The organism is Actinoplanes sp. NPDC051470 (assembly GCF_040682035.1).
In the GTDB taxonomy this organism is placed as follows: Bacteria; Actinomycetota; Actinomycetes; order Mycobacteriales; family Micromonosporaceae; genus Actinoplanes.
This window is the reverse complement of sequence record NZ_JBFBAA010000014.1, coordinates 130,726-146,960: the sequence shown is the minus strand read 5'-3', so window position 1 is coordinate 146,960 and position 16,235 is coordinate 130,726. Positions and strand designations below refer to the sequence as shown.

The 16,235-nt window shown below is 69.5% G+C and carries 14 protein-coding genes and 1 pseudogene; 6 read left to right on the top strand and 9 right to left on the bottom strand.

What is annotated here, in order from left to right; translation table 11 throughout:
• Positions 1–3: 3 nt before the first annotated feature.
• From AB0M54_RS24835 to pruA, 6 genes are all read right to left on the bottom strand, one after another.
• Positions 4–1,188: a M23 family metallopeptidase gene (locus AB0M54_RS24835; RefSeq protein ID WP_364474006.1), complete on the bottom strand. Its 1,185-nt coding sequence runs from the start codon at positions 1,186–1,188 to the stop codon at positions 4–6.
• A 189-nt stretch (positions 1,189–1,377) separates the two neighbouring features.
• Positions 1,378–2,253, bottom strand: coding sequence for a permease-like cell division protein FtsX (gene ftsX / locus AB0M54_RS24830; RefSeq protein WP_364318965.1), 876 nt, complete (start codon positions 2,251–2,253; stop codon positions 1,378–1,380).
• Between the two features lie 52 nt (positions 2,254–2,305).
• Positions 2,306–2,986 carry a cell division ATP-binding protein FtsE gene (gene ftsE, locus AB0M54_RS24825; protein ID WP_364318963.1) on the bottom strand — a complete coding sequence of 227 codons (681 nt, stop codon included), beginning with the start codon at positions 2,984–2,986 and terminating at the stop codon, positions 2,306–2,308.
• Positions 2,987–3,086: 100 nt separating this feature from the next.
• Positions 3,087–4,199, bottom strand: coding sequence for a peptide chain release factor 2 (gene prfB / locus AB0M54_RS24820; RefSeq protein ID WP_364318962.1), 1,113 nt, complete (start codon positions 4,197–4,199; stop codon positions 3,087–3,089).
• Between the two features lie 66 nt (positions 4,200–4,265).
• Positions 4,266–4,781 carry a PadR family transcriptional regulator gene (locus AB0M54_RS24815; RefSeq protein WP_364474004.1) on the bottom strand — a complete coding sequence of 172 codons (516 nt, stop codon included), beginning with the start codon at positions 4,779–4,781 and terminating at the stop codon, positions 4,266–4,268.
• Between the two features lie 265 nt (positions 4,782–5,046).
• The gene (gene pruA / locus AB0M54_RS24810; protein WP_364318957.1) at positions 5,047–6,675 is read right to left on the bottom strand and encodes an L-glutamate gamma-semialdehyde dehydrogenase; all 1,629 of its coding nucleotides are present in this window, start codon (positions 6,673–6,675) and stop codon (positions 5,047–5,049) included.
• A gap of 79 nt (positions 6,676–6,754) precedes the next feature.
• Between pruA and AB0M54_RS24805 the strand changes: the two genes are divergently transcribed.
• Complete coding sequence (locus AB0M54_RS24805) at positions 6,755–7,690, top strand: hypothetical protein (protein ID WP_364318956.1); 936 nt, start codon at positions 6,755–6,757, stop codon at positions 7,688–7,690.
• Positions 7,687–8,433: an alpha/beta hydrolase gene (locus AB0M54_RS24800; protein WP_364474002.1), complete on the top strand. Its 747-nt coding sequence runs from the start codon at positions 7,687–7,689 to the stop codon at positions 8,431–8,433. Before AB0M54_RS24805 ends, AB0M54_RS24800 begins: the two co-directional genes overlap by 4 nt.
• A gap of 128 nt (positions 8,434–8,561) precedes the next feature.
• Here the strand turns inward: AB0M54_RS24800 and AB0M54_RS24795 are convergent, their stop codons facing one another.
• The gene (locus AB0M54_RS24795) at positions 8,562–9,029 is read right to left on the bottom strand and encodes a hypothetical protein (RefSeq protein WP_364319058.1); all 468 of its coding nucleotides are present in this window, start codon (positions 9,027–9,029) and stop codon (positions 8,562–8,564) included.
• A 199-nt stretch (positions 9,030–9,228) separates the two neighbouring features.
• Positions 9,229–9,318 (bottom strand): annotated as a pseudogene (locus tag AB0M54_RS24790) (rhodanese-like domain-containing protein); the annotation flags it as partial.
• Between the two features lie 242 nt (positions 9,319–9,560).
• Between AB0M54_RS24790 and AB0M54_RS24785 the strand changes: the two are divergent.
• From AB0M54_RS24785 to AB0M54_RS24775, 3 genes are all read left to right on the top strand, one after another.
• On the top strand, positions 9,561–10,001 hold the full coding sequence (locus AB0M54_RS24785; protein WP_364318950.1) for an Lrp/AsnC family transcriptional regulator: 441 nt from the start codon (positions 9,561–9,563) through the stop codon (positions 9,999–10,001).
• Between the two features lie 101 nt (positions 10,002–10,102).
• Positions 10,103–10,315: a helix-turn-helix domain-containing protein gene (locus tag AB0M54_RS24780; protein WP_364319057.1), complete on the top strand. Its 213-nt coding sequence runs from the start codon at positions 10,103–10,105 to the stop codon at positions 10,313–10,315.
• 231 nt (positions 10,316–10,546) lie between these two features.
• Entirely contained in the window at positions 10,547–11,575 is a 1,029-nt protein-coding gene (locus tag AB0M54_RS24775) for an Rv3235 family protein (RefSeq protein WP_364474000.1), read from the top strand.
• 325 nt (positions 11,576–11,900) lie between these two features.
• Here the strand turns inward: AB0M54_RS24775 and secA are convergent, their stop codons facing one another.
• Positions 11,901–14,804, bottom strand: a complete 2,904-nt coding sequence (gene secA / locus AB0M54_RS24770) for a preprotein translocase subunit SecA (RefSeq protein ID WP_364318946.1) — start codon at positions 14,802–14,804, stop codon at positions 11,901–11,903.
• 346 nt (positions 14,805–15,150) lie between these two features.
• Between secA and AB0M54_RS24765 the strand changes: the two genes are divergently transcribed.
• Positions 15,151–16,209: a GNAT family protein gene (locus AB0M54_RS24765; protein ID WP_364473998.1), complete on the top strand. Its 1,059-nt coding sequence runs from the start codon at positions 15,151–15,153 to the stop codon at positions 16,207–16,209.
• The last annotated feature ends 26 nt before the right edge of the window (positions 16,210–16,235 follow it).

The window sequence follows — 16,235 nt, the reverse complement described above, 5'->3', positions numbered from 1 at the left end:
AATCTAACAGAGGCAGGACGGCAGGTATTTCAAGGGATTCTTGGGTACGCCGTTCACCCGCGTTTCGAAGTGCAGGTGACTGCCGGTGGAGGCGCCGGTGGTGCCGACCTTCCCGATCACCTGGCCGCGGCGGACGTGCTGCCCGACGTACACATCGATCTCGGATTGGTGTCCGTAGCAGGTGGAGAGCCTGTTGCCGTGGCTGACGCAGGTGTAGTTGCCGTATCCGCCCGCGTATCCGGCGCGGATGACCCGCCCGTCGGCCGCCACGCGGATCGGTGCGCCGTCGCCGGCCGCGATGTCCGTGCCCGCGTGCAACTGCCAGACGCGGTAGTACGGGTCGTAGCGGGTGCCGAAGTCGCTGGACTTCCAGCCGTGCACCGGCATCAGCAGGGTTCCGCCATGGTAGGAGCCGGCGTACGAGCCACCGCCGCCGTTGCGCGTCTCCCAGGCCTGCAGCGCGGCGACCACCCGCTGCTCGTCGGCCTGCGCGTCGCGGTACTTGGCGAGCACGATCGCCCGCTGGGTGTTGGCGACGACCATGGCCTGGCGCCGGCTGGCGGCGAGCGCGGCCACCGCGGCCTGGGCGTCCTCGGCGGCGTCCTCGGCCCGGCGCGCGACCTGGAACTTGTCCTTGGCGTCCTGTTCGGCGGCCTCGGCGGCGCGTTCGGCCAGCCCGGCGCGGTCCTGCTCGGTCCGCACATCGCGCCGCGCCGCGACCACCACGTCCACGGTCTTCTGTTGCTTGCGCATGACCTGGTCGACCAGCCCGAGCCGGTCCATCGCGTCCTGCGGGCCGGTCGCGCCGACCAGCACGTTGATCGCGGCGATGTCCCCGCCCATGTAGCTCGCCGACGCGATCTCGTCGACCCGGTCACGGGCCGATTCGACCTGGTCCTGCGCCTTGGCGAAACGACCCTTGATCTTCTGGTACGCGGTCCGCGCCGCGTCCGCCTTCCGCCGCGCCGTGTTGGCCTGCGCCCGGGCCGCGGCGACGACGCCCCGCGCGGCGGCGACCTTCTGCTGGGCCGCGGGCAGGGCGGCCGTGGCGATCTCCAGCCGCTGGGCGGCGGCGCGGGCCTGGACGGTGGCGTCCTCGAGCACGGCTTCGGCCCGGTCGACGGTCCGGACGGCCTTCCGCGCGTCGTCCTTGGGGTCGGCGGCCGCCGGCACTCCGGAGAGGGTCACCGCGAGGACGGAGAGCGCGGCCAGCAGACCGCGGAGTCCTCTGGCGCTGTTCCGAGTGCGGATGCCGCGACGACGGTTACCTCGACTGGACCCCACATCCGCACCGTACTCCGCCCAAATGCCTTTAAGGCCCAAAACGACCAATAGCCACATCCACGGCTGGATGCGGCTATTGGGTGGCGGGCAGCGCTAGACGCGCAGGTAGAACCGCAGCGTGACCCAGGCGGTGACCGCGCTGACCAGGGCGCCGACCCCGGCGAGCAGCGGCAGCATCAGCCACACGTTGCCATTCGGGATGGGCGTCAGCACGTTGGTGAGCGCCTGGAGCCGGCCGTCCAGCAGCGCCACCTTGCTGACGAACAGGAAGACGAACCCGAGGATCGAGCCGATCAGGCCGGCCGCGACCGCCTCCAGCACGAACGGCGCCTGGATGAACCAGTTGGACGCGCCGACGAGTTTCATGACCGCGACCTCGCGCCGCTTGCTGTACGCCGCGACCTGGATGGTGTTACCCACCAGCAGCAACGCGGCCAAGGCCATCACCCCCGCCACGACCAGGGCCATCACCTGGATCGAGTTGAAGATGTCGAACACCTTCTTGAGCAGTTCGCGCTGATCGACGATGTCCTGGATGCCCTGCATGCTGCGCATCTGGTCGGCGAACGTGGCGTACTGCTCGGGGTCCTTGAGCTTCACCCGGAACGACTCGGGGAGGCTGTCCGGGGTGACCGACTTGATGAAGTCCGGCGAATCACGCCAGATCACCTGGAACTTGTCGAACGCCTGCTGCTTGCTCTCGTACTGCTTGGACTCGACCAGGGGGTTCGCGGCGATCGCCTGATCGATGGCCGCGCGCTGCGGCTCGGTGACGTCGTCCCGCAGGAAGATCGACACCTCGATCTCGCCGTAGTAGAAGTTCTTCATCTGGTCGACCTGCATGTACAGCAGGACACTCGCGCCGAGCATCGTCAACGAGACCGACATGGTGATGATCATGGCGACGGTCATCGTGACGTTGCGCCACAGACCGACCAGGACCTCGTTGAGGACGTATTTCAACCGCATCGGGGGTTTCCTTCAGTGGGAGAACAGGGCGGGCACGGAGTAGGTGCGCAGGTCAGCCGTAGACGCCGCGCGCCTGGTCGCGGACGATCCGCCCGCTCTCGATCTCGATCACCCGGCGGCGCATCTGGTTCACGATGTTGGAGTCGTGGGTGACCATCACGACCGTCGTGCCGGTGCGGTTGATCCGGTCGAGCAGCCGCATGATCTCGATCGACGTGTCCGGGTCGAGGTTTCCGGTGGGCTCGTCGGCGAGCAGGATCAGCGGCCGGTTGACGAACGCCCGCGCCACGGCGACGCGCTGCTGCTCACCACCGGAGAGCTCGTGGGGGTAGCGGTGTTCCTTGCCGCCGAGGCCGACGAGCTCGAGGACCTCGGGGACGACGCGACGCGCCACCGCCTTGGTCTTCCCGATGACCTCGAGGGCGAAGGCGACGTTCTCGTACGCCGTCCGGTTGGGAAGCAACCGGAAGTCCTGGAAGACACAGCCGATCGAGCGCCGGAAGTGGGGGATCTTCCAGGATCGCAGGGTTGTCACGTCCTTGGTGTTCACCACCACCTTGCCGTTGCTCGGCGCGACCTCGTGCAGCAGCAACTTGATGATGGTGGACTTGCCGGAACCGGAGGGGCCGATGAAGAAGACGAACTCACCCTTCTCGATCCCGACGCTGACGTTGTCCAGCGACGGGCGAGACGCCTTGGGATACGTCTTCGTCACGTTCTCGAGCTGAATCACGGGAGCAGAGTCTACGCGGTGTAACGAAAACGCCAAGTCGGCTGGTCGGCATCATCTGCACTCATGTTTCACCGGCGGCCCGGGGCCCCCCGGGGGAGGATCACTCGGCGAGCTGGCTCGTCTTCCGCCAGCGGATGCCGGCCTGGATGAACTGGTCGAGGTCGCCGTCGAAGACCGAGGTGGGGTTGCCGACCTCGTGCTCGGTGCGCAGATCCTTGACCATTTGGTAGGGATGCAGCACGTAGGAGCGCATTTGATCACCCCAGGAACCGGTGGTGTCGTGCTTGAGGCCGGCCATCTTGGCCTCCTCCTCCTGCCGCTTGCGCTCGAGCAGCCGGGCCTGCAGGACCCGCATCGCCGAGGCCTTGTTCTGCAGCTGCGACTTCTCGTTCTGACAGGTCACCACGATGCCTGTCGGAATGTGCGTGAGCCGTACAGCGGAGTCGGTGGTGTTAACGCTCTGTCCACCAGGCCCCGACGAGCGGTACACGTCGATGCGAACTTCGTTCTCCGGAATGTCGATGTGGTCGGTCTGTGCCACGACCGGCATCACCTCGACGCCGGCGAAGCTGGTCTGCCGGCGGCCCTGGTTGTCGAACGGGCTGATCCGGACCAGACGGTGCGTTCCGGACTCGACGCTCAACGTGCCGTACGCGTACGGGACCTTGACCGCGAAGGTCGCCGACTTGAGGCCGGCCTCCTCGGCGTACGAGGTCTCGTAGACCTCGGTCGGGTAGCCGTGGCGCTCGGCCCAGCGCAGGTACATCCGCATCAGCATCTCGGCGAAGTCGGCGGCGTCCACCCCACCGGCGCCGGCCCGGATGGCCACCACGGCCTCGCGGGAGTCGTACTCACCGGAGAGGAGGGTGCGGACCTCCATCTCCTCGATGGCCTTGGCCAGCGAGGTCAGCTCGGTGCCGACCTCGGCGATGGACGCCTCGTCGGACGCGTCCTCGGCCATCTCGAGCAGCAGGCCGGCGTCGTCGAGCCGGGTCCGCAGCTTCTCCATGCGGGCGATCTCGCCGCCCACGTAGGCCAGACGTGAATTGACCTCTTGAGCCCGGGCCTGGTCGTCCCACAGGTCGGGGGCCGAGGCCTGCTCCTCGAGCTCGGCCTTGTCCCGCCGCAGCTTGTCGACGTCGAGGACGTTCTCGATGTTGCGCAGGGTGGCGTCGAGGGTCTTGAGCTGTTCGGGAAAGTCGGCTGAACTCACAACCGGTAAGACTACGCCGCCCGGCCGGTGACCCGGCCGAGCGGCACCTGGACGTTCAGTACGGCCTCACTCTGCGGGTGCGACTTTGAGCCAGCTCAGGGCGGCTTTGTGGTACGCGACGGCGAACTCGAGGGCGGCGGCGCCGTACTGGTCGCCGGCCTTCTTCGCCTCCTTGGCCTGTTCGCGGGCCATCGCGAGGGCCTCCGAGTGGTACTCGTTGGCGCCGGTGTAGAGCGACTTCAGCTGGTTGCCGGAGTGCTGCTGGCCGAAGGCGACCCGCAGGGCGACCGGGTTACGGATCGCATCGCGGCCGGGCGACTCGGCGAGCCACCGGCTGAAGGCACGCTTGCCGGCGGCGGTGATGGCATAGGGCTGGCTGGACCGTGGGCCGGGCTTGCCTAGTCGGACAAAGCCCAATTCGGCGAGCACGGGTAGTTCGCGGTAGACCTGGCTCCGCGTCATCGACCAGTACGGCCCGAGGCGGCGTTCGGCGGCCGCCATAAGCTGACCGCCGGTCATCGGGCCCTCGTGAAGCAGGCCCAAAAGGGCGGCAGCTGTTGGGTTGATCTGTGTGTCGGGCATGGCTTCTAAGCTGCCACTTTGTTCGCCCGGCGTCCAGGATATCGCCCGATCCGTCCATTTTGCGTCTCCACAAGCGACTGTCCCGCACAGACAGTCCGACCACGAGGGTCGTGACCGGGCGTTTTACCCATGTGGATCAGTGTCACGCGATAAGATGGCACAGTGATTCGCCCAGACGGCGATCCGGGTGAGGATTCGGACCAAAAGGGCGGCGCTGCCGCGTCAGCCTTCTGCGAATTAACGCAGCAGCGCCGAAAAGGGACGATCACCCCATGTGGGGGTAACGCCAGTCGACCGGCGGCTCGAACGTCTCCTTGATGGTCCGCGGCGAGACCCACCGGTACAGGTTCAAAACGGACCCGGCCTTGTCGTTCGTGCCGCTGCCCCGGGCGCCGCCGAAGGGCTGCTGCCCGACCACCGCGCCGGTCGGCTTGTCGTTGATGTAGAAGTTGCCGGCCGCGAACCGCATCGCCGCCGCGGCACCATCGAGGACCGTCCGGTCGGTGGCGAAGATCGAGCCGGTCAGCGCGTACGGGGACACCGCCTCCGCCTGGGCCATGGCAGCGTCGAAGTCACCGTCCTCATACACGTACACACCGAGAATGGGTCCGAAGAACTCGGTCGTGAAGATCTCGTGGGTCGGGTCGGTCGACTCCACCAGGGTCGGCGCGACGAACCAGCCCTCCCGGTCGTCGGCCGTCCCACCCGCGAGGACGGTGCACGAGGCGCTGTTCTTGATCCGGTCCAGCGCGGACGCGTGCTTGGCGAACGCCCGCCCGTCGATCACCGCGCCGCCGAACGTCGACAGATCGCTCACATCGCCGTACCGCACGCTCGCGACCGTGGCCGCCAGCCGGTCGCGCAGCCCGCCCTCCCAGATGGACCGGGGCACGTAGGCGCGGGACGCGGCGCTGCACTTCTGCCCCTGGTACTCGTAGGCGCCCCGGACCAGCGCGGTGTGCAGCGCGTCGGCGTCGGCGCTCGGGTGGGCGAAGACGAAGTCCTTGCCGCCGGTCTCACCGACCAGACGCGGGTACGACCGGTAGCGGTCGATGTTCTCCCCCACCGTCCGCCACAGGTGGCGGAACGTCGCGGTGGAGCCGGTGAAGTGGATGCCGGCCAGGTCGGGGTCGCTGAGCACCACGTCGGACACCGCCAGCCCGTCGCCGGTCACCATGTTGATCACGCCGGGCGGGAGGCCCGCCGCCTCGAACAGCCGCATCGTCCAGTGCGCCGACAGCTGCTGGGTCGGCGACGGCTTCCAGATCACCGTGTTGCCCATCAGCGCCGGCGCGGACGGCAGGTTGCCCGCGATCGCGGTGAAGTTGAATGGCGTGATCGCGTAGACGAACCCCTCCAGCGGCCGGTGGTCGAACCGATTCCAGACGCCCGTGGAGGACTCCGGCTGCTCGCTCAGGATCTGCTGCCCGAAGGCGGCGTTGAAGCGCAGGAAGTCGATCAGCTCGCACGCGGCGTCGATCTCGGCCTGGTACGCCGACTTGGACTGGCCCAGCACGGTGGCCGCGTTCAGGGTGTCGCGCCAGCCCCCGGCCAGCAGCTCGGCGGCGCGCAGGAAGACCGCGGCGCGCTCGCTGTACGGAAGCTCCCGCCACCCCGGCGCGGCCTTGCGGGCGGCCTCGACCGCCGCGGCGGCGTCGGCCTTGGTCGCGTTGCCGGTCTGGCCGAGCACCTCGTGCCGGCGATGGGGCTGGACGACGTCGATCCGCTCTCCGCCGGCCATCGTCTGCTTGCCGCCGACCGTCATGGTCAGGTCGAGCCGCTCGCCCTTCATCGCGTCGACCCGCGCCTGCAGCGAGGCCCGCTCGGGGCTGCCGGGGGCGTAGCCACGCACCGGCTCGTTGTGCGGCCTGGGGACCGAGATCTGCGCGTCCATTGCGCGTTCTCCTAACTCCTTGTGGGATCGACTCATCCTCGCACCGGCGCGGACCCGGTGGCGCGTACCCTGAGGCCTCATGAGCGCGCAGGAGGAGACAACCGTCACGACCGAGCGTGCCTGGTTCTCGTCCGTCGCGCTGGCCTTCGCCGGATTGCTGTGGATGGGCGTCCTGCTGTGGTCGGCCCGGGCCACCATCACCGGCCGCTCGGACGTCTACCTCGAGGTCACCTCCACCGCGTACGCGCTGCCCGGCGTCATCTCGGCCAGCCTGGTCGCGGGCGCCTCGGCCGGCCTCCTGGCGGTCCGTCTGCTCTCCCGCTTCAGCGGGGCGTCGGCCCGCTTCGCGATCGCCACCGGGGCGGGACTGATCCTGGGCCTGCTGGGCGGGCTGGTCATGCTCACGATCAACACCGAGGGCTGGGTGTACGCCGTGGTCGCCGGCTCGGTGGCCGCGGCCGCCACGATCGGCGGGGCGCTCGGCGGCATCCGCCCCCCGCGGGTGGTGGCCGCGCTGTGCTGGGCGGCCATCGCGGTGTTCGTGGTGGGAGTGCTGCTGACCTTCGCCCAGGGCGTTCTGTTCGGCATGTTCGGCGCCGGGGACTCGCCCTCGTCACAGGTCGGGGCGGCCAACTGGTACTCGCTGACCCAGGCCGTGGTCAGCGGGGTGGTGGCCGGGGTGCTGGTCCACCGCCTGCTCCGCGGGTCGGGCCTGCGCTGGCCGTGGTTCGCGCTGGCCGGGGCCGGGCCCGGGGTGCTCCAGATGGTGGGTGAGATTCTGACGCGTACGGCCGGCGCCCGCGTCCTCGACCTCGCCGGCAAGGTGTCCGAGCTGGAGAAGACCGTCCAGCAGATGCTCAGCGGGGCCCGCCTGAACAGCGCCATGATCATCCTCTTCGTCGGGGCGATCACCGCGACGATCGCGGTCGGCCGCACCCTCAAGCCCGCCGTACCCGCCGATCCCGCTCCCTCCTCCCCCGCGGCCTCGCCCGCCGCCGCCAAGGACGCCGAATGAGTCTCTACCGCGAGGTGCACGGTCAGCCCGTCGCCGGCGCTGCCCCACTGCTGCTGATCCACGGTGGCGGCTCGACGATCGAGACCAACTGGGGCGCCCTCATCCCCCTGCTGGTCGACACCCGGCAGGTCATCGCGGTCGAGCTCCAGGGGCACGGGCGGACGCCCTACGCCGGCGGCACGATCACCTTCGAGAACTCGGCCGACGAGGTCGCGGCCGTGCTCCGCGAGCTCGACCTCGGCCCGGTCGACGTGCTCGGCTTCAGCAACGGCGGCAACGTCGCCCTGCGGCTCGCCATGCGCCACCCCGACCTGGTGCGCCGGCAGATCGTGGCATCCGCGTTCTACCGCCGCGACGGCCTGGTCGACGGCTTCTGGGACGGCATGGCCCAGGCCACCCTGGAGTCGATGCCCCAGCTCTACCGCGACGCCGACGCCGCCCTCAACCCCGACCCGGCCCACCAGCAGCAGCTGTTCGACCTGGACAGCGGCCAGATGAGGTCGTTCCAGGACTGGCCACCGGCCGACCTGGCCGCGATCACCACGCCGACCCTGATCCTGGCCGCCGACCGGGACGTCGCCACCAACGCCCACACGGTCGAGATGGCGGCCCTGATCCCCGGCGCCCGGCTGATGATCGTGCCCGGCACCCACGGCGACTACCTGGGCGAGCAACTGGCCGCCGCCGGCGACCCCAGCCCGATGCGCGACACCCTGCCCTGGCTGCTGCGCTTCCTCGCCTGACCGCCCTCAAGATCAATTTTGGTCGCGCGCGCACACCGCCGCCTCCCCCACCCCTTCCACTGGGTGGGCGCAAACGTAGGCGTGGGGTACGACAAGTTCGGCGCGCTGTCCACAGGCGCGGCGAGCGGCTACTTCTGGAGCAGGTCGTCCAGCTCGGAAGCGGCGTACCAAGCCAGCTCGTGGTCCTCGGCGCCGTCCACCGTGAACTGGGCGTCCTCGTCGCCGGCCCGGGCCTCCTCGACCACGGCCACGGCGGCGGCGATGTCCTCGGCCGCGTCCGGGTCGTCGACGTGGACCGCGGCGACCTCCTTCAGGGACACCGGCTGGGGCAGGCGCACGGTGCTCGACCCCAGCTCGCCCGCCTCCCGGACAATCGCGGAGGCGGCGACGTCGGCCGACACCACGACCCGGCGGCGCGGGGCGTCCGGGTCCTGCCGCAGCAGGTCCAGGGCGGCCTGGGCGGCGCGGGTGAAGGCGACGTACTCGAGTTCCTCCTCGTCGCCCTCGGCGTACCACTCCCGCAGAGCCGGAGTGACCGCGTGCGCCACCGATGGACCCTCGCCGAGCTCACCCGCGGCCTTCAGAGCGGCCAGCATGGGCAGCGTGGCCGGCAGGTAGACACGGACCAGATCGGTGATCGGCACGCAGCCATTATCAGCAACCGCAGGCCGGCGCGGTGAGCGGGTCCGGTTCTCGCTGCGACTCGCCGTCCTTCGAGGCCGTCGGGAAGCCCTCCCGGATCCAGTACTCGATGCCGCCGATCATCTCGCGCACGTCGTAACCCCGCTGGGCGAGAGCGAGGGCGGCCTTGGTCGCTCCGTTGCAGCCCGGACCCCAGCAGTACGTGACGACCGGCGTCCCGTCGTCGGCCGGAAGGTCGGCCAGCCGGATCGCCCCGGGATATGGGCCTGGTCCCAGGCGTGGTCGCCGCGGGTGTCGACCAGCCTGACTTTTTTCAAAGGCAAGTCGGTGTGTACGTCGGCGACGTCGGTCTGGAACGCCAGGCGAGCTTCGAAGAATTCGGTTGCTTTCATGCGTACCAAATTATGCGGTTGATCTGGGGTTGGACATGTCCTCACGAGGGCGTGGGCTGTTGCGGGCCGTGGAATCGACGGTATTTTGGCCGCGTGACCGTGGATCGGACGGATTGGGCACTGCTCGGCGCGCTGCAGGAAGACGGGCGAGCGAGCTTCGCCGACCTGGCCCGCACCGTGTCGATGTCGCCGAGCGCGGTGGCCGAGCGGGTCCGGCGGCTGGAGGAGGCCGGGGTGATCGCCGGCTACCGCGCGGTGGTGTCGCCGGAGCAGGTCGGCCTGGGCGTGATGGCGTTCGTGCGGCTGCGCTACCCCACGGGCAACTACCGGCCGTTCCACGCGCTGCTCGACAGCACGCCCGAGATCGTCGAGGCCCACCACGTCACCGGCGAGGACTGCTTCGTGCTCAAGGTGCTGGCGCGCTCGATGCGCCACCTCGAAGAGGTCACCGGCCGGATCGGCGGCCTGGGCGCGGTGACGACCAGCGTGGTCTATTCGAGCCCCCTCACCGGGCGGGCCATCGCGGTCGACTAGTCTTGCGTCAAGGTTCGGCACAGCCATCGAAAGCAAACGGTGGCAAACTGGGTTTCCAGGATTGCTGCGGCGAGGAGACGGGTCCGGTGGAGTCGAGGTTCATGCTGCTGTCCGACGTGGCGGCCGAGCTGAACGTCTCCGATTCGCAGGTCTACCACATGGTCCGCAGCGGCGAACTCCCCGCAATCAAGATCGGCGGCCGCGGCCAGTGGCGGGTCGAGCGGGCCAAGCTCGAGGAATACATCGAGCAGAAGTACGCCGAGACCGCCGACTGGGTGACCAACAACCCCCTCTCCACCCCCGAGCCCGACTGATCTGGCGCTCGCCCCTCCCCGCAGAACTCCCTTCCGCGCGGAACTCCTTTCCAGCCTGCCCATTCCACTAACCGCTCTTCCCTGGGCCCTCCCTCACGTTGTTTTGCCACTTTTGCCGGTTCTAGCCGCAGCAATCGAGAGTTATCTACAGGCGTTGACGTGTCCGCGCATCGCCGTGAAGACTCGCTGTCAGAGGCAAACGTAGGCAAACGAAGGGTTTGGTGGCGCGACATGACGACCGTCGAGGTGGCTCCGCACGTCCCGCACCCGCCGCTGAGGGTGCGCCCGCTGCCGAGCTGCGATCCGCCCTACGACGACGAGATCGAGCCGAAGCGCTGGGACACGGCCAACCAGCTGGCACTCGACTGGCCGGCCCCCGACCGATCCAGGCAGCCACCCCCGACCCCGGCGGCCGAACACCTGGCCCGCAAGGTCGCCTCCGCCCGGGTGGCGTCGGGCACGGCCGGCGACGCCAAACTGGCCGTGCGCCTGTTCGTGCAGATGTTCGTCGAGGTCCTGAACGGCTACCGCCCCGCGGGCCACCTGGCCAAGCTCACCGTGCCGAAGGAAGCCGCCAAGGTGGTCTCCGAGGCGGTCTCGGGCACCGGCCGAGTCTCGGCGCTACGCAGCGGCAGCCCTTCAAGCAGCACCCTCCGCCAACGCCGCCCACCGACCGGCGGGACCGCCCTCGCAATCGCTGATCACCCACCACCTAGCGCAAGCGGCGGCAACCCGAGCACGAGACCAAACTGCGTCCATCCGGACGGCCGCGGCAGCCCGGCCACGACGGCGAACGGCACGACCACAAGCGTGGGCGGCATCGCTCATAGAGAGCGCGGCCATCCGGCCGATGAGGAGCATCAGGACGGCGGCGTGCAACGGGGTGGTTGCACGAGGCCGAACGGCACCGACCAGGATCCGCGAGCAGTCGACAGAACATCGGCGCGGTCGGCCGCAACTGACCAAGCGACGCAGCAGACACCTCGAGACGCACCAACGCCCGGCCGGCAGGCGCGAGGTGCTCAGCCGGCGCGGGATGCGCAGGTGACCGGTCAGGGACCGGGCCGGTCGGCGTCGGTGAGGCGGTTCGCGCGGCGCCCGGGTGCGGTGGGTGTTCTGAAGTTCCACTTCTGCGAGCCGCGCCCCGGCGCCGTCGAGTCCACGGTTCTGCTGCTGGCCGGCGACCGCACCTGCGCGCTGGCGCTGCGGATGGAGTTGCAGGGCCGGAGGTGGATGGCGGCGGCCCTGCATCTGCTCTGACCCCAGGTCACCCGGGGCGGCCGCCGTGCACAGGGGCGGCGGACGTCCTGGGTCTCAACCACCGCGCCGATGTCGTTCATCCGAAATCAGCGCGGCGGGAACCACCGCACGGCGCGACAGACGTCCGAGGGTCGCGCCGGGGCGGACGGCGCCGGGATGCCCGGGCGTGGTCCCTGACGGCGAGGGGGGCCACCACACCACCGGGCCGGCGCGCGCGGCAGCACGCAGGGATGCCTCGCGCGACACCGGCGCCACAAGGCAGCAGCGCCCGGCCAATCTGGCCGGGCGCTGCTGTCCGTTGTCCTGCGTCAGCCGCTGGAGCGGGTCACGCGGCGCCGCCGGGGGCGCCGTGGCAGCGCTTGTACTTCTTGCCTGAGCCGCAGTAGCACGGGGCGTTGCGGGACGGGCCGTTCGATTCGGCCTGCGCCGGGTTGGTGCGGGGTGCCCGGCGGCTGGCGGCCGCGTGGGCGGGGCCGGCGGGGACGGGCGAGCCGCCGGCGCCGATGCCCAGGGCGGGCGCGGACGGCTGCTGCTGGATGACGGGGGAACCGTCGCCCGCTTCGCCGTCGATGGCGGGTGAGGTGTATTGCAGGTTCTGCGGGCGGCGGTCGCCGCCCAGGCCCTTGGCCCGGACCTCGACCTGGTGTTCCTGCCCGGAGGCGACGGAGTCGGGCAGGGCGACCGCCTTGCTCGGGTCGACCGTGATGGTGGGCTGCTCCTCGACCTGCACCTCGAGGTTGAAGAGGAAGCCGACCGCCTCTTCCTTGATGCCCTCCATCATCTGGTTGAACATGTCGAAGCCCTCGCGCTGGTACTCGACCACCGGGTCGCGCTGCGCGTACGCCCGCAGGCTGATGCCTTCCTGCAGGTAGTCCATCTCGTACAGGTGCTCGCGCCACTTGCGGTCGATCACCGCCAGCAGGACCTGGCGTTCCAGCTCGCGGATCGCCTCCTCGCCCAGTTCGTCCTCGCGGGTCTGGTAGGCCGCCTGCGCGTCCTGCTTCATCTGCTCGATGAGGAAGTCGCGGTCGACGGTGCTGCGTTCGCCGCCGCTCTCCTCGACGATGTCGTCGATGGTGACCGTGACGGGGTAGAGCCGCTTGAGGCCGGTCCAGAGCTGGTCGAGATCCCAGTCCTCGGCGTAGCCGTCGGCGGTGGCCGCGGAGACGATGTCGGTGATGACGTCGTCGATCATGTGCTGGGCCTGCTCGTGCATGTCTTCGCCGTCGAGGACACGCTTGCGCTCGGCGTAGATCACCTGGCGCTGCTTGTTCATGACCTCGTCGTACTTGAGGACGTTCTTGCGGATCTCGGCGTTCTGGGCCTCGATCTGGGTCTGGGCGCCGCGGATCTGGCGGGTGACCATCTTCGATTCGATGGGCACGTCTTCGGGGATGTTGAAGCGCTCCATGACCGCCTCGACCGCACCGGCGCGGAACCGCTTCATCAGATCGTCCTGCAGGGACAGGTAGAAGCGGGACTCGCCCGGGTCGCCCTGCCGGCCGGAGCGGCCGCGGAGCTGGTTGTCGATGCGGCGGGAGTCGTGCCGTTCGGTGCCCAGGACGTAGAGCCCGCCGGCCGCGATGACCTCGGACGCCTCGACCTCGCACCGCTCCTTGACCGAGGGCATGACCTCTTCGAGCGCCTTGGCGTATTCCTCGGGTGACTCCACCGGGTCGAGACCGCGCTGGCTCAGCTCGGCCGCCGCCAGGAAGTCGGGGTTGCCGCCGAGCAGGATGTCGGTGCCTCGACCGGCCATGTTGGTGGCCACGGTGACCCCGCCCTTGCGACCCGCCTGGGCGATGATCGTCGCCTCCTGCGCGTGGAACTTCGCGTTCAGCACGCTGTGCGGGATGCCGCGGCGGCGGAGCAGGGTGGAGAGGATCTCGGAGTTCTCCACGCTGACCGTGCCGACGAGGACCGGCTGGCCGGTCTCGTGGCGCTCGGCGATGTCTTCGATGACCGCGTTGAACTTGGCCTTCTCGGTCTTGTAGATGACATCGGGGTGGTCGATGCGGATCATCGGCCGGTGGGTCGGGATGCTCACCACGCCGACCTTGTAGACCGTGTTGAACTCGCCGGCCTCGGTCTGGGCCGTACCGGTCATGCCGCCGAGCTTCTCGTACAGCCGGAAGTAGTTCTGCAGGGTGATGGTCGCCAGGGTCTGGTTCTCCTGCTTGACCTCCACCCCTTCCTTCGCCTCGATGGCCTGGTGCATGCCCTCGTTGTAGCGGCGGCCGTGCAGGATGCGGCCGGTGAACTCGTCGACGATGAGGACTTCACCACCCTCGTTGACGATGTAGTCCTTGTCCTTGCGGTACAGCTCCTTGGCCTTGATGGCGTTGTTCAGGTAGCCGACCAGCGGGGTGTTCACCGACTCGTAGAGGTTGTCGATGCCGAGCCGGTCCTCGACCCGGCCGACGCCGCGCTCGGTGATGGCCACGGTGCGCTTGGCCTCGTCGACCTCGTAGTCGCCCTCGCCGTCCTTGCCCTTCTGCAGGCGGCCGACGATCGCGGCGAACTCGCCGTACCACCGCTGCGAGTGCTCGGCCGGCCCGGAGATGATCAGCGGGGTGCGTGCCTCGTCGATGAGGATCGAGTCGACCTCGTCGACGATGGCGAAGTTGTGGCCACGCTGCACCAGTTCGCCCTTCGACCACGCCATGTTGTCGCGCAGGAAGTCGAAGCCGAACTCGTTGTTCGTCCCGTACGTGATGTCGCACAGGTAGGCCTCGCGGTGTTCCGCCGAAGGGCGGTTCGGCAGGATCACGCCGACGGTGAGGCCGAGGAACACGTGCACCCGGCCGACCCACTCGGCGTCACGCTGGGCGAGGTAGTCGTTGACCGTGATGATGTGTACGCCCTTGCCGCTCAACGCGTTGAGGTAGGCCGGGAACACACCGGTCAGGGTCTTGCCCTCACCGGTCTTCATCTCGGGGATGTTGCCGAAGTGCAGCGCGGCGCCGCCCATCAGCTGGACGTCGTACGCCCGCTGGCCCAGCACTCGCCGCGCGCCCTCGCGGGCCGTGGCGAACGCCTCCGGCAGCAGCGAGTCGAGCGATTCGCCGTCGGCGAACCGCTCCTTGTACTGCTGCGTGAGGTCGCGCAGCTCATCGTCGGTCAGATCAACGTAGTCATCCTCGATCGAGTTGACCGCGTCAGCGATCGCCTTGAGCTTGCGCACCATGCGGCCTTCGCCGGCGCGCAGGACCTTTTCCAATATCGACACGGGTCAGCGCTCCCCTAAACAGTCTGCCGAACCATGGTAGGCGTCCCATCCTGCCAGGCGTGAGCCGAGCCTCCCGTTAACCGCGCAAACACCGCGAAACCACCCTGTCAGTTCGCTGAAAGCTGAGCCGGGCGCGCCGCTGGGCAGGATGGCCGTGGATCGGCGGCGGGCGCGGTGGTAGTGGTGAACACCACGGACGGCGATTTTCCCGGGAGTGTCGATCTTCGCGGGCGGGTCGCGGCAAAGCCCGGCTCCGCCGTGGAAGGCTGGCCGCGACAGTCACCGCGGGAGGACGGCCGCCGTTACGACTGCTGGGATCGATGTTGAGCGACGACAGGGCGGCGATGTGAGCGTTCCGGAGATCAATGGCACGGGGGTACGCCTCCGTGCGCTCGCCGAGGCCGAGCTGGACGACGTGGTGGCCGGCTGGCCGGAACCGGCGAGCCGGTGGGGTGCGGCCGGCGCGGGCGCCTGGGCGATCGCCGACCCGGCGACCGACCGGCTGCTGGGCGCCGTGGCGCTCGACCACCAGGACCCGGCGCGAGGGCAGGCCGAGGCGCTGTTCTGGGTCCGGCCGGACGACCGCCGCCGGGGTGTCGCCACCGCCGCGCTGACCGCGCTGGCCGGCTGGGCGTTGGACGCCGGCCACTGGGCACGCCTGGAACTGCTGATCCCGTGGCAGAACGCGCCGGCGCAACGGGTCGCGCTGGCCGCCGGCTTCGCGCGCGAGGGGGTACGCCGCGGCGTGTTGGCCGACGACGACGGCACCCGCGCCGAGGCGGTCGCCTTCGCCCGGGTGGCCGGCGACGCGCCCGGCCCGGTGCCGCGGCTGCTGCCCGACTTCCCGGGCGGCGAGCTGACCGACGGGGTGGTGACGCTGCGTCCCCTCGTTCCGGACGACATCCCCTTCTACACCGCGCTGCACCTGGTGCGTGACGTGGTCGAGACGACCGTCCCGCCGACGCCGCCGAGCACCGCGCAGATCAGGCACCGGTGCACCGCGGCCGAGGCCCACTGGCTCGCCGGCATCCGCGCTGACCTGGTCATCGCCGACGTGGCGACGGGCACCCCGACCGGCAACATCGGCCTGTTCTACATGGAGCCGGGCACCGGTCAGGCGATGATCGGCTACAGCATGCTGCCGGAGTGGCGCGGCCGCGGCTACGCCACCCGGGCGGCCAAACTGATCTCACTGTGGGTGTTCGCGGAGACCGGCATCGCCCGCCTGATCGCGGGCACGACGCCGACCAACGTGGGTTCCCAGCGGGTGCTGGAGCGGGCCGGGTTCCGCCAGGAGGCGTTCATGCGCTCCCGGCTGCCCGGTAAGGACGACACCCGCCAGGACGACCTCCAGTACGTCCTCCTCCCGGAGGACGTACTGAACGCTGTGTCGACCCAGCCGTGAAGAACAGGCGGGTTTGACACCTGAAT

Bases quoted from the DNA above. Each gene is read 5' to 3' on its own strand.
- AB0M54_RS24780 (WP_364319057.1), top strand. From the start codon at position 10,103: ATGCTGCTGTCCGACGTGGCGGCCGAGCTGAACGTCTCCGATTCGCAG.
- ftsX (WP_364318965.1), bottom strand. From the start codon at position 2,253: ATGCGGTTGAAATACGTCCTCAACGAGGTCCTGGTCGGTCTGTGGCGC.
- AB0M54_RS24775 (WP_364474000.1), top strand. From the start codon at position 10,547: ATGACGACCGTCGAGGTGGCTCCGCACGTCCCGCACCCGCCGCTGAGG.
- pruA (WP_364318957.1), bottom strand. From the start codon at position 6,675: ATGGACGCGCAGATCTCGGTCCCCAGGCCGCACAACGAGCCGGTGCGT.
- AB0M54_RS24800 (WP_364474002.1), top strand. From the start codon at position 7,687: ATGAGTCTCTACCGCGAGGTGCACGGTCAGCCCGTCGCCGGCGCTGCC.
- AB0M54_RS24815 (WP_364474004.1), bottom strand. From the start codon at position 4,781: ATGCCCGACACACAGATCAACCCAACAGCTGCCGCCCTTTTGGGCCTG.
- AB0M54_RS24805 (WP_364318956.1), top strand. From the start codon at position 6,755: ATGAGCGCGCAGGAGGAGACAACCGTCACGACCGAGCGTGCCTGGTTC.
- AB0M54_RS24795 (WP_364319058.1), bottom strand. From the start codon at position 9,029: ATGCTGGCCGCTCTGAAGGCCGCGGGTGAGCTCGGCGAGGGTCCATCG.